A 14,602-nucleotide genomic window follows, 5' to 3' on the forward strand; every position below is an offset into this window, starting at 1 on the left:
CCTATAACATTTTACTATATATGTTAGGTGGCTCATTTTTGTTGCAATTTAACGAAATATTTATTTTTATCATTAAAATTTAGCGAAAATTTGAAGATTTTACTATTGCTAATATTGCAATTTTAATACACTAAACTTTTATCTTAAATTTTCGAACCAAATGGGATTACACAAAATTTATAAAATAACTTTTTTTAACATTTACGTTAAATTGCAGCAAAATAAAAAAATTGTAATTTCATAAAAAAACTAATTTTATAATATAATTTTTCACCACAAAAAATTTATTTTTTTTCATACTTGTTAATTTTTTTAAAAAAACTCTTCTAATAAGTGTTTTTTTATTGCTCCTTGAGTTTTTAATATAATTTCGTTTGTAAATTTAAATACTTTATATTAAAGAAAATCCACACAAAAAGGAAAACAAATGAAAAAATCAATCAGAAAGTTCTTACTACCTTCAGTTATAACTAGTGCTTCTATTCTTCCGATGGCTATAGGTCTAATTTCTTCACAATGTACAACAGATTCCAATGTCGAAGCAATAAAAACCCAGGGCTATGCTGATGCTATGCAAAAACTAGCTAACAAATCAATCACTGTTGCCGGGGCATGATCAGACGCTCGTTTTTATGCTAAAGACCATGCTAATGATCTGGCAGTTATTGGGGCTACATCGCACATTTCAAATGATGGTGTTCAGGCGAGATCTGACTTAAAGCTTGGCGATATTAAGGCTCTTCAACAACTTTTAATTGCTGCAATAAAAGAATCAAACAAACAAGTAAAAGATAATAAAGATTCTAACAAAGAAAGCAATCTAACTTACTTAGATAAAAATAACAAGATCCAAAGTATATTCAAAATATACAACCATGATGGCTATGCTCCAGTTGGATTTGATGCAAATATCGTTTACAACATAAATGGAGATTCAAAAAAAGCCTATGAAGTTATTCCTAAGGGCGATAGTGAATATATTTCCTTTGATGAAAAAACAAGTAAATTCACAACTGTTGATGAAAAGAAAAACCTTAAAATTCAATTCATCCCTTCTTCTGATGCCGCATTAGTACAAAAAGCAACAGAGAAACTACAATTATGAATAAAGGAAAAAGGAATCAAAAATATTGAAATTAGTGTTTCAAGTGATTACAATAGTGCTGCGACAGCTTTGAAAGCTAAATCGATCGATGTCGCCTTTCTACCCGTCGATACATGAGCTAAGCTATCTGGAGATTCTAGCTTTATTATTCAAGCTGGTAGAAATGTCCAAATTATTGACCCATATATAAGCAAGCAGAATCCATCAACACCTAAATTTAATGATGAAAAACTACTAGTTGAAGCATTTAATAACTACAAAATATTTAATAAAAATAATCTTTATATCAACAAGGAACCATCTAAAAATCCAAATTCAACTACAAACGGATACAACGATGAATTAAAAACACATATTGATTCGTTGGCAACAGGAGAAGAACTTCCAACCGTTGGCTTCTATCGTTCATATATTTATGTTCGCAAAGATTCTGAAATTTACAAAATTGTTATTAAAGCCCTAAAAGAACAAGGTTCTAATTGAAAACTAAAATGATCAGAAGTAAGGGATTATGTAATTTATGGTTATACTTCAACAACATCAGCCGCCTCATATATATACCCTGAACAATGATTTAAAAAACATTTTGAAGGCTTTAAATCTTTCTTAGAATAATACAAAAACTTAATTTAATATAAAACTTAATTATGAATAAAAATCTAAAAATAAAAAGTATTAGCAACATACAACAAAATACTAATAATAATTGAAATATAAACTGAGATAATGTATCAAAAACATATCCTAATGGAACTAAGGGCTTAATTGATGTAAATCTTTCAATTAATCAAGGCGAGTTTGTTGCAATTATTGGTCTATCGGGAGCCGGAAAAACCACACTAATTAAAACAGTAAACAAAATAAATACCATTACCTCAGGAAAATTAACGGTTGGGCCTTACAATGTTAATGAATTAAAAGGAAAAAAATTAAGACAATTTAGAACAAAAATTGGAATTATCTTTCAAAATTATAATCTAGTGGAAAACATCACTGTACTACAAAATGTTCTCTCGGCAAGATTACCACAAATGAATTTATTTAGAGCGTTTTTTGGAATTTATAGTAAAAGCGATATTGAACTAGCATATCAATGTTTAGCAAAAGTTAATATTCTAGAAAATGCTTATGATTTAGCAAAAGATTTATCAGGCGGTCAGATGCAGCGTGTGGCCTTAGCACGTACTCTAGCCCAAAAACCAAAAATTATTCTTGCAGATGAACCTGTAGGGGCACTTGATCCGATTATGGCTAAAAGTGTTATGGATGGTTTTTTAATAGCTAACAAATCTGAAAAAATTACCATAATTGCAAATCTCCATCATGTTGATCTAGCCCTACAATATGCAGATCGAATAATAGGCGTAAAAAAAGGCAAAATTATTTTTAATGATAGTTGAGATAAAGTTAATTTAGAACAATTAAAAGAAATATATGGAAAAAAATTGGAACAATTTGATGAAGAACAATTCAATGAAAACCGTAGAAAAAGACTAATTATTCAAAATGAAATTAAAGAAAAAATTAAAAAATTGGAAATCTAGAAATGGATAAACAGCAAAGCAAATCTAGCGGTCCTATTGAATATAAAAGCAAACTAAAATTATTTAGTGAATCAGTAACAAATTACTTTAATCCTAAATTCGTTGACATCAATGGCCAAAAGGTAACTAAAAAGTTCCCTTGGTTCAAAATCTTGGGTGGTGCACTAATCTTTATTTTGGTTGTAATAATAATCGCTGCTATTAAACCTGATTTTCAAAACTGAAAAGCTTTTTGAAACCATATTTCGCACTTTTTTGAGACTAATAAAAAAGCACAAATCGGAGCTGCAGAGTTCACGCCTTATGCAACCTTCTTGCGCAGCTTATCCTATTTATGAACTACTATTTCATACTCAATATTAGGCACTATACTTGGTATTTTTATATCAGTACCGCTAGCATTATTAAGCTCTAAAAATATTATTAAAGATAAATTAATTTATCTTCCCTTTAGAATAATAATGTCGATAATTAGAGCAGTCCCCCCAGTTGTATTCGCATTTATCTTTTTCTTCTTATTTTCAAAATCATTAGCGGCAATGTTTTCAATTGCTATATTTGTTAGCTCATTAATGACAAAATGATTATATGAAGACTTAGACACCTATGATACAAGTGCATTTCAGGGAGCGCAAGCGATTGGAAATAATAAAACTCTTGCCTTTAAAAGCGCAATTTTACCTTATTTAATAAAGAGAATTGTATCATATGGATTCTACTCATTCGAAATGGTTGTTAGATTTGCAGCTATTTTATCAATTGTTGGAATATCAACAATTGGACAACTTCTTTCTGACCAATACGCCATAACAGATAACCTATCACATATGTCAATTGTTTTATGAGTGTTAATTGCCTTGATGATAGTAATCGAAGCATTAAACTATATGATTAAAAAATTCATTTTAGAATATTCTCAAAAGCACCCTCAAATTGATGAAAAACTTCCATTTGCAAAACAATTAGAACAGCTTAAAAAGCAAAAGTCAAAAATATATATATTCAAGATTTTTGTCATTATTCTTGTGTTTGCGCTTATCCTTGCTTCGCTAACACAAATTGAATGAAAAATTGGAAATAGTATAAAAATTAGCCAATTCAAAGATGGAATTAATAAGCTTTTCAATCCGGATTGATCATTGTTTGGTGGCAATTGAAAAACATCAAAAACAAGTGTTATACCATTAGGGGCTTCGGCTCTACTAGTGGCAATAGCTTCCTCAGTCATTGGTTTGTTTTTTGCACTAATATTAGGAATTCTCGCCGCAAAAAATATTAATAAGTATTTTTCTTACCCATTTAAATTGATTATTATTGTTATTCGTGCTATACCAGCGTTCACTTTTGCCATTCTTTTTATAATCTTGTCAAAAGACTCAAAACTATTCGCCGGGGTCTTGGCACTGGGGATACATTCAATTGGTATGCTTGGAAAACTAATTATGGAGTCAGTTGAAAAAATTCCACACAAGGTGTTTCAATCCTTGGACTCACTAGGCGCAACATGATTTCAAAAAGTCAAATTTATTGTTATTAAATCAATATTACCGCAATCTCTGTCTAACTTCTTATATAGAGTTGAAATTAACTTCAAAAGTACAGTAGTAATTGGCGCCGTAGGAGCTAGTGATTTTGGTTTCCAAATCAGTACATACTCATCCAAAACTGAAGACTGAGACAAGCTTTCATCATATCTAATTTTTACCATTATTGTATTATTGGCAATTGAACAAATTTCAAATATCATTCGCTCAAAACTAACAACTGGATACTTCTTTGGCCAAGATGTTTGGTTTAAAAAACTGATTAAGCAAAATATGATTATTAAGTCGCTTGCCGTCGCTCTTGTGAACAATGAGGAATTCAAAAATGAAACAAGATATGCAAAATATATGATTGCAAAACACAAGAAGGATCAATTATTTATATACAATTATTGATTAAAAAATGATTTAATTCCAGATGAAAAAAATTATAAAAGGCTAATGACAAATAAAATAGACTATTTAAATCAATATAAAAAAATATTAGTTAAAATTAAAAATGATGTTAAAAATGTTTATAAAACAATATATATGCGAACAATTCAAAATCTAGCAAATATGAAAAACTGATTCAAGAAATCTAAAATAGCTAAAAAATCCGCCAAAATTGCGGTTGATCATTATTTTGACAATTATTCATTAACGGTGGCCTAAATTATGGAAAATATGAAGCAAAAATTTATTAAATTTTGAGAATATCTAAAAAACGCAAATAATATAACATTATGTACTCATGTTGAACCAGATGGTGATACCCTAGGATCTGCAGTCGCACTCAAGCATCTTATAAAAATAAACCTAAAAAATAAGAATGTAAGAATTTCTGGCGGCGATTATCCAAGAAACCTATTGTTCTTGGAAGATGAAAAAATTTCATTAGTTGATAATGACTTTTTTAATAACTCACTAAAGGTGGTTGTTGATACATCTACAAAGAATAGAATCTTTGATCAAAGAGTCAAAACCGAAGAATCAATTAAAATTGACCACCATCCTTTGGAAGGCAAATGATTATTTGAAATTGGCGGTGATTTTTGACCCGCAACCGGACAAGTAATGACTAAACTTGTTATGGAACTAAATTTAAAAACAGACAAAAAAGTTCTCGAAGGCCTTGCTGTGGCAATCATTACTGATACTGAATTTTTCAAAGAGAGAAATGTTACCCAAGAAACCTTTAAATGTATGGAATTTTTATTAAAGGAAGGTCTAGATTATAATCTTTTACTTAAAAAAATGCAACTTAATGCGGAAGAAAACAGATTCATTTTTAATGCAATAAACAATTCTCAAAAAGAAGGAATAGTTACATATATGATTGTTGATCAAATTGTTTCAAATGATATTGCAAGACCTCTTGTTGCTAAATTTGTAGAAGTATCTAACACCGAAGTTTCACTAGCATTATTAAAACGAAAACAGGGTGATTATCGCTGTGAAATTAGATCAAAAACTACTTATGATGTATCAAAAGTTGCAAACTATTTTCTAGGCGGTGGGCACTTAAACTCATCTGGATTTATTCAACAGGATTTAAATAAATTGCAAGAAATAGTTAACTTTATAAACAAACATTATTTAATATAAAAAATAAGAGTTAGGGGCGCATTAAACCTCTAACTTTTTAAAATATTAAAATATAATTTTAAGTACTAATATTTTATCTAAAAGGAAATTGTTATGTTTGAACCAATTGAACCATATAAAACTGGTTTTTTAAAAGTAAGCGATATTCACTCTATATATTATGAAGAAGTAGGTAACCCAAATGGTCAACCAATTTTATTTATACACGGTGGTCCAGGAGGGGGCATTTCTGAATCAAATCGCCAATATTTTGATCCAAGTCATTACCGAATTATTTTATTCGATCAAAGAGGTTGCGGCAAATCTATGCCGTCTGCCGAAATAAAAGAAAATACTACACTAAACTTAATTAGCGATATCGAAGAGTTGCGCAAAAACTTAAATATTGATAAATGGATACTTTTTGGTGGTTCATGAGGATCCTGTTTGTCACTTATTTATGCCATTAATTACCCTCAAAATGTATTGGGTATGATTTTGCGAGGTGTATTCTTAGGGCGCCAAGAAGACGATTATTACCTTTATCAACAGGGTGCTTCTTTCTATTTTCCTGAAGCATATGAAGAATTTTCCAACTTTATTCCAATTGAAGAAAGACATAATTTAATCAAGGCATACCACAAGTATCTAAATAGTCCAAATATTGAATTAGCATACAATGCAGCATACCATTGAGCTAAATGAGAACTCGGGCTTATAACGATGAATCCACTAACAGAAATAGAAGAAATTTTATCTAATAAGAAAAGCAATTTAGAATTAGCTAGACTTGAAAATCATTATTTTATTAATCATATTTTTTTAGAAGATAACTATATATTAAAAAATATTGACAAAATTCAAAATATTCCAACAATAATTATTCATGGTAGATTTGATATGGATTGCAGACCAGAAGGCGCTTACCTTTTACATAAAAATCTAAACAAATCAAAGTTAAATTTTGTTATTGCAGGTCATTCCTCGAAAGAAGAAAAGATTGCCGAAGCACTAGTTAATGCTACAGAAGAATTTAAAAATTTGCAATAAATAATTCATAGACTTTGAAGGCAAAAAACATTCAGAAAATACACCTGAATGTTTTTTTTACAAAATCTCATTTAAGTTTTTCATCTAGATTAGATTCAAAAAAATATTTTAAATAAATTGAATCAAATTTTTTTAAGTTTTTGAAGCTAAAATAAAAAAAGATAATAAAACCTACAAGTATTAATATTAGCAAGATCAAGTCAACAATTATTAACAAAAATAAAGTGTTTACATTCAAACATAAACAATAATACTTTGCTTCAATGTCTATATTATTGAAATTCAGAAATAGTGACGATTTCATTGTTAATTTCACTAAGAGCATTATCATAAAATATTAATAATATAATAATTGTAGGTCTATAGATACTAGATTATAATTAAAATAATTAATGCAAAACCTAGACCAACATTAGCTATATTGCAACAAATGTATATATTAACATTACAACAACAATAAAAGTAAAAAACAATGCCAATGCTAGATCAAATGAAACAAAATGACCTTGTTTAGACTTTTTCGTTTCGCACAAGTGTTGCTTCATCAAAATAGCCAGCCACTCATAAATAAATCCTTATAAATTTCAAATCTATAATAACCTATTATATTTTTTTGAATATTTAGCTTAATAAACTAAATTATGATTTATAAAAAATGTGAGCCCTATTTCAGTATTTTCTTACCTTCTAAGCGCCTGAAGTGCCTATGATTACCCTGATAAACAATAATAATGAAAAAATAATACCTAGAGGTATTAATAACTTGCTGCATCCAATTTAGAATTAACTTTTTTCCTCAATTGCGCTTTAATTTAAAATTAAAAATATACTAGTTTTTTTTAGCAAATCACTTCTTTAAGACATACAAATAAGTTCGCTTAATACGTGATTTTGTATATCTTTTTGATGTACAAGAATCAATAAATTCATCGTAGGATAAAGCATCAATGTTTTTCTTAAATAAATTTTCCATCCCTTCACTAACAAGTTTAATTTTGGCGATTCTTTGTGGTGACCAATGTCTTATTATTCTTTGGAATTTTTTATATGTATCTTCAATCCTCTTAACTCTTTTAATTTTTAGTGGAGAAAAATTTGAAATATCCTCATTATTTTTTATCATTTCTCTTAATTTTGTTCCTGATGCATAAATTGAACTTGTTTCCCCGGAATGATGTGAAATTGACCTTTTAATACAATCAAGTTTAATATGAGGTTTATTTTTTAATATGTATTTAGTGTATTCAAAGCCCAAAATATCTTGTGGAATTTCTTCTTCTTTTAAGAATAGTTTTAACGATTCATAACAGGATAAAATAAAGGATTTTCCTTGTTTTAAAAGCAACTTAACATTTTTGTTATATAAATCCGCATTTTCATCCAATAACCTGGCAGCACTTATATATTTTTTTATTTCATCGCTATCGGATGTTCCAAAAAAAAGAATATCAATTTTTTGTTTATCTAACATATCAATTGAGCCTTTTGCAAAAAAGTGTGCTGCTTGTGTTGAAGTTTCAAAATCTAGCTTAACAACCTTATCAACACCATATTTCATACATATTTTTTTCCTTTTTGCAAAAGGAGCGCAAGCAATCTCACCACGTTGGGTAAAATTAGAGGACAAGGCAACAATAATTTTCGAATTTGGATATCTTTCTTTAATTTTATTAATTAAGTATATATGACCATTATGAAATGGATTATATTCTGCAATAATGCCAATTTTTAACATAAATTTATTCTTCCTACAATTCAATAATTCTTAAAAATTATAAATTAATTTGCTTTAAAAAAAATCTAAAAAGACCTATTAAAAAATAATTTCTTTATAATTAATGTACTAAAGATAATAAATAAAAATTGGAGAAATTATGATTGATTTATCAATAAAAAATGTTGCAAAAAGATTGAATATACGTAATGAGCAGGTTAGTGAAACCCTTAAATTATTAAAAGAGGGTGCTACAATTCCCTTTATCTCACGTTATAGAAAAGATGTGACCGGTGGTCTTGATGAAGAACAAGTTGCAAATATTAGCGAATTTTATGAATATGATGTAGAACTTCAAAAAAGGAAAGAATATGTTAAAAAAATTCTTGAAGAAAAAAAGCTACTTGATGTTGAAATATCGAAAAAAATTGATGATGCAATAACTAAGCAGGAAGTTGAAAATATATATGAACCTTTTAAGGTAGGCAAAAAAACAAAAGCCACCGAAGCTCTTGCGTTAGGATTAGGGCCACTTGCTGAGCTTATTATGACAAATAAGGATGAAAAATTTAATGTTTTTAAAGAAGCTTCGAAATATATTAATGGAGATACATTAAAAGATGTTGAACAAGTTTTAGAACAAACTAAATATATAATTGCTCAAAATATTTCACAAGATATTTCAGTTCGTGAATATGTTAAAAATCAACTTATAAACTACGGTGTTATCGTAACAAAAAAGAAAAGTGTGGATGACGAAAAAGAAACATTCAAACAATATTATGACTATAGTGAGAAGGTTAAAAATATCCCTAACCATCGTGTATTAGCTATTACTCGTGGTGAAGACAAAAAAATCATTTCATATACAATTGAATTCAATGAAAAAGTTATCATTTATTATCTAAACAACAAATTTTTCATCAACAAAAGAACAGCTAAGATTGTTAATGAAGCAATAAAGGATTCACTAGATCGTTTAATATTTCCATCGATAATAAGAGAAATAAAGACAGATTTATTTGAGCGTGCCGAAAAAGAAGCTATTGAAATTTTTGCTCAAAACCTTGAAGATTTATTACTTTCTCCAGCCACAAAAAATAAAAATATTTTATCTATCGATCCTGGATATACTAACGGCTGCAAATGTGCAATGCTAGACGGTAATGGAAAATATTTAGAAGGTTTTGTTATCCATCCACACACTAACTCAAAAGAAGAATTTCTAAATGCAGTCAAAAAGATGCATGAAATACTTAACAAATATGAGATTGATCTAATTGTTATTGGAAATGGAACCGCTAGCCGTGAAACAGAAGAATTTATTGATAAATTATTAAAAATAAGAAGAGAAAAAGAATTAAACAAAAACACTAAATTTGCCATTGTTAGCGAAGTAGGCGCTTCTGTATACTCGGCTTCAAAAATTGCGCAAGAGGAATTTCCTGATTTAGAACTAGAATTTAGATCAGCAATTAATATAGGCAGAAAATTTCAAGATCCTTTGAATGAGCTAATTAAAATTGAACCAAAATCTCTTGGGGTAGGTCAGTATCAACATGATGTTAATCAAAAAGAATTATCTTTAAAATTAGCATTCAAAGTCGGAAAGGCAGTCAATATGGTTGGAATTGATTTAAACACCGCAACCAAATATATATTAGAGTATGTTTCTGGCCTTTCGAAATCATTAGCACAAAATATTGTTGATTATCGTAATGAGAACGGCTTATTTAAATCAAGAACTGATCTTAAAAAAGTTAAAGGTTTAGGCCCTAAAGCTTATGAACAATCAGTTGGTTTTCTACGAATTTATGATTCTAATGTATTTTATGATAAGACAAATATACACCCTGACTTATACGAACTTGCCGATAGAATAATAAAAGAATTAGCTATTGATTTAAAAAATATCGATAAGGAAATATTGCTTTCAACTAATAAGGATGAATTTGCTAAAAACCTAGGCGCAAATCAATATGACATTGACCTAATTATTGATTCTTTATTAGCACCTGGAAAGGATATAAGGGATGATAAACCAGGATATATTGTTAATGACAAAATTTTAAAATTTAGTGATATCCAACTGGGTCAAGAAATTATTGGCCAGGTTCAAAATATTACCAACTTCGGTGTATTTGCCTATATTGGCCTAAAGGAAAATGTTTTGATTCATATTCGTAATATGAAGAAGGAAAATTCCCAATATATCAACCATCCTAATGAACTAGTTTCAATTGGCGATAACATAAATATAAAAATTATTGATATTGATAAAGTAAACTCAAAAATTCAAGGAAAAATTATTTGAAAATAAATTAATGTATTAAAATTTTATTATACTGTTTTTAATTAAGATTAAAAAGGGTTGGCCATAGGCCGATCCTTTTTGTAATTATAAGATATAAAAAAGGAGATAAAAATGAATACCAAAACTTTTGATTCGGAACTAAAAGCAACACAAATTTTTAGTGCTATATATAATGTTTCACAGATCAAAAATATTGATGAAGAAGCAGTAGTTGATTTATTTAAAAAAGCTGTTGAACAAGTGATTTTTAGTCAATATGATCCTGATGCTGAATTAGAATTTATCATTGATAAAGATAAGAAACAGTTTAAAATAATAAACCATACAAAAATCGTTACTAATGACCCTATAACATATGAAGACAAAGATAATTTTTGCCCTTGCATTGAAATCGCTTTAAGCGATGCTAAAAAAATTAATGCAGATATTAAGGAGGGCGATATCATTGCCGAGGAAATAGATTTCGAATTATTCCATAAACGTGATTATCAAAAAATTCTAAGTATCTTCAACCAACAAATTAGAGAGTTGGAAAAACAATTAACCTTTAATAAATATAGTAGCTTAATAGGTACTATAGTTAAAGCTAAAATAACAAATATTACCAAAACTGGTACACTCATGGAATTTCGTGATGGAACTGTTGCTTATATGCCACCATCTACAAGCAATTTAAGATTATTATCCAATCTAAAAGCCGGCGATTTGTTAGATGTTTATATTGAAGAAGTAAAACCTGAATCTAAAAATGCACAAATATTAGTATCCTCAGTTGAATCTAAATTAATAAATAAATTATTCGAACAAGAAATACCAGAAATTGCTGAGGGATTTATTGAAATTATTAAGGTTGTTAGAATACCAGGGGAAAGAGCAAAAGTTGCCATAAGAAAAACAGAAAAAGCGCCTTTTGCTCTCGAAGAATTAGGCACAGTAATCGGAACAGATTCAGCTAGAATTGAAGCTATTTCGAAACAACTAAACCACGAAAAAATTGATGTTGTATTATATGATGAGGACAAAAAGAAATTTGTAATGAATGCCGTTAGTCCTTCAAGAGTTATTGATATTGTCGAAAAAGAAGATTCAACTCCGCAGTTCAATAGTTTTATTGTTATTGTTCCTAATGCTCAACATACTTTAGCAATTGGTAAAAAAGGACAAAATGTTCGACTTGCCTCAGAATTAACAAGAAGCCGTTTGGACATAATTAGCCAAGCGCAAGCCGATCAACTCCAAATAAAATATTCATTTAAAAATGCAAATATTACTGAAGAAGAAGCTAAATTAAAATATGTAGGTCAAAAGTTAAATCTAAAACCAATTAGCAATCATAGAAATTCTAAGAAATCCAATGAATCATTCTTTGATAATACATTCAACATATCAGAATTTGACCAAGACCTAGCTGAGCTTAGACAAAAAGCACAACAAACAGATCATATTTTTGAAAAACAATTATATGAATCTATTTCTGATGAGGAAATAGAAAGAACATGAATTGATATGCAAAATGAATTAGAAAACGAAGAAATGGAAGATTTAGATGTATACTCAGGTAACACTAAACAAAATGAAATTAAAGACAAAGCAAAAATCGAAGCCGACTATGAAAAAATAACTCAAACAAAAATGAAGGACTTCAAAAAAGATGATGACCTAAGTGCTGGTTTAGAGAATTTAGATTTAGGTGATTTAAATGATGAAGATTGATAAAAAATATAGTCGTAAATCTATTGTTGATGGAAAAATTTATCCTATAAAAAACTTAGTTAGATTTGCAAAAATTAATAATGAATTTTATTTTGATCCAAACATTGAACTAGGTGGTCGGGGAACATACTGTTTAGATAATGAGGAACAAATCGAAACCCTTTTTAAAAAGCATTTACTAAATAAAGCATTTAGACAAAATATTGATGATTGTATTTATAAAAAATTATGAAATGAGGTGAATATATGGCTAAGCAAAAATGTAACAAAAGAATTTCAAATGTAGACAATATTAAAGAAAAATTAAACGTTGTAGAAGCAAAAGTCAAAAATGGGGTATTTATTTTTACAGGTCCACTAACAGTTTGTGAATTTAGTCAAAAAATTAACCAAACTGCTGCGCAAATTTTAACCTACTTCTTTAAAAAAGGAATAATGAAAAATATTAACACCTTTTTAAATGAAGAAGAAATTGCGGAAATATGTTTACATTATAATCTTGATTTTCAAAAAGAAGAATCAGTTGATGCTGAAAATTTATTTGATAAACTTGAAGTTATTAATGATCCAAACGACCTTTCAACACGCCCTCCCATTGTGACAATTATGGGCCATGTTGACCACGGTAAAACAACACTAATTGACCAAATTAGAAAAAGTAACATTCTTTCAACAGAATTTGGCGGGATTACCCAACATACTGGTGCATATCAAGTTGAATATAATGGTAGAAAAATTACCTTTCTTGACACCCCTGGACACGAAGCGTTTACTGAAATGCGTTCGAGAGGGGCTAGGGTAACTGATATTGTTATTATTGTTGTAGCTGCAGATGACGGAGTTAAACCGCAAACTATTGAAGCCATCGATCATGCGAAAGCTGCCAATGTGCCAATTATTATCTTTGTTAATAAGATGGATAAGTCAAATGCAGATCCTGAGAAAATTAAAAGCCAACTAAGTGAGCATAATATTATTTGTGAAGAATGAGGAGGCGAAAACCAATTCATTTATGGTTCAGCAATGATGAATAATAATATTGATGCTTTATTAGAATCCATTTTTCTTCAAGCTGATTTACTAGACCTAAAGGCTAATCTGAATCGCGATCCTTTTGGAACTATTATTGAATCAAAGATTGATAAAGGTAGAGGGGTAGTGTCAACGGTTATTGTTGAAAATGGTACTCTTATGCCTCGAGATTTTATTGTCGCTGGTGGTCAATATGGAAACATTAGAAGCTTAACCTCAACCGAGGGAAAACCATTGCAAAAAGTCTTACCAGGCACACCTTGCATAATTACAGGTCTCAATAAGAATCCCTCATCAGGTGATAGATTTATTGTAATTAGTGATGAAAAATTTGCTAAGAAGCTAGCAGAAGAAAAATCTTTTATTAATAAACAAAAAGAATTAAGTGAAAGAAATTCCTTCGCTATAAAAGATGGACAAAAAACCTTAAACATAATTATTAAAACCGATGTGCAGGGGACTGCTGAAGCAATTAAACAAACGCTATCTAAATTAAAAAATGATGAAATCTCTGTTAATGTTATTAGAGCAACAGCGGGAGAACTAACTAAAGCAGACTTACTCTTAGCTGAAGCATCTAATTCAAGAATTTATCTATTTAACATTAGCACATCAAGTGAAATTAAAAAACTAGCTGAAACTAAAAAAATAAAAATTGTTTCTCATAACATTATTTATAAAATTGTTGAGGAAATAGAAGCAATTATCAATACCTTAAAAGAACCAGTTTATGAAGAAAAATTAATTGGACAGGCTGTTGTTATAAAACTTTTTTTCTACTCGAAAGTAGGAACAATTGCAGGTTGCATGATGCTTGAAGGACAAGCGAAAGAACTTTGCAAAGTTGAAGTAATTAGAAAAGGCAAAAGTATATTTAAGGGCTCAATAAGCTCCTTAAAAAGAGAAAAAAATGATGTTAAAGTTGTCGAAAAAGGCTTTGATTTTGGTACCCATATTAAAGATTTTGATAAAATAGATATAGATGATGAATTAAAATTTTATGAGGATGTATTAGTATAA

10 protein-coding genes are annotated in these 14,602 nt (G+C 29.0%); 9 read left to right on the forward strand and 1 reads right to left on the reverse strand.

The annotated features are described in order from the left end of the window. Positions 1 to 427 precede the first annotated feature (427 nt). From ACWXVU_RS00005 to pip, 5 genes are all read left to right on the forward strand, one after another. Complete coding sequence (locus ACWXVU_RS00005) at positions 428 to 1,720, forward strand: hypothetical protein (RefSeq protein WP_456011828.1); 1,293 nt, start codon at positions 428 to 430, stop codon at positions 1,718 to 1,720. A gap of 32 nt (positions 1,721 to 1,752) precedes the next feature. Next, on the forward strand, positions 1,753 to 2,649 hold the full coding sequence (gene phnC / locus ACWXVU_RS00010; RefSeq protein ID WP_438340433.1) for a phosphonate ABC transporter ATP-binding protein: 897 nt from the start codon (positions 1,753 to 1,755) through the stop codon (positions 2,647 to 2,649). 2 nt (positions 2,650 to 2,651) lie between these two features. Beyond that, on the forward strand, positions 2,652 to 4,847 hold the full coding sequence (locus tag ACWXVU_RS00015) for a PhnE/PtxC family ABC transporter permease (RefSeq protein ID WP_456011829.1): 2,196 nt from the start codon (positions 2,652 to 2,654) through the stop codon (positions 4,845 to 4,847). Between the two features lie 3 nt (positions 4,848 to 4,850). Then, on the forward strand, positions 4,851 to 5,780 hold the full coding sequence (locus tag ACWXVU_RS00020; RefSeq protein WP_456011831.1) for a DHH family phosphoesterase: 930 nt from the start codon (positions 4,851 to 4,853) through the stop codon (positions 5,778 to 5,780). Between the two features lie 93 nt (positions 5,781 to 5,873). Then, positions 5,874 to 6,809 (forward strand): prolyl aminopeptidase, encoded by a 936-nt coding sequence (pip, locus tag ACWXVU_RS00025; protein WP_456011833.1) that lies wholly within the window; start codon positions 5,874 to 5,876, stop codon positions 6,807 to 6,809. Between the two features lie 829 nt (positions 6,810 to 7,638). Here the strand turns inward: pip and ACWXVU_RS00030 are convergent. Next, complete coding sequence (locus tag ACWXVU_RS00030; RefSeq protein ID WP_455993779.1) at positions 7,639 to 8,544, reverse strand: nucleotidyltransferase; 906 nt, start codon at positions 8,542 to 8,544, stop codon at positions 7,639 to 7,641. A gap of 139 nt (positions 8,545 to 8,683) precedes the next feature. Here ACWXVU_RS00030 and ACWXVU_RS00035 point away from each other — a divergent pair, with 139 nt between their 5' ends. From ACWXVU_RS00035 to infB, 4 genes are all read left to right on the forward strand, one after another. Further along, positions 8,684 to 10,843 (forward strand): helix-hairpin-helix domain-containing protein, encoded by a 2,160-nt coding sequence (locus ACWXVU_RS00035; protein ID WP_456011835.1) that lies wholly within the window; start codon positions 8,684 to 8,686, stop codon positions 10,841 to 10,843. A 105-nt stretch (positions 10,844 to 10,948) separates the two neighbouring features. Beyond that, entirely contained in the window at positions 10,949 to 12,553 is a 1,605-nt protein-coding gene (nusA, locus tag ACWXVU_RS00040) for a transcription termination factor NusA (RefSeq protein ID WP_438340439.1), read from the forward strand. Then, positions 12,537 to 12,836, forward strand: a complete 300-nt coding sequence (locus ACWXVU_RS00045) for a DUF448 domain-containing protein (RefSeq protein ID WP_438340440.1) — start codon at positions 12,537 to 12,539, stop codon at positions 12,834 to 12,836. The genes nusA and ACWXVU_RS00045 overlap by 17 nt, the downstream gene beginning before the upstream one ends. Next, complete coding sequence (gene infB, locus ACWXVU_RS00050) at positions 12,797 to 14,602, forward strand: translation initiation factor IF-2 (protein ID WP_456011837.1); 1,806 nt, start codon at positions 12,797 to 12,799, stop codon at positions 14,600 to 14,602. The genes ACWXVU_RS00045 and infB overlap by 40 nt, the downstream gene beginning before the upstream one ends.

The sequence above is a fragment of the Mycoplasma sp. 2575 genome (genome assembly GCF_053851635.1).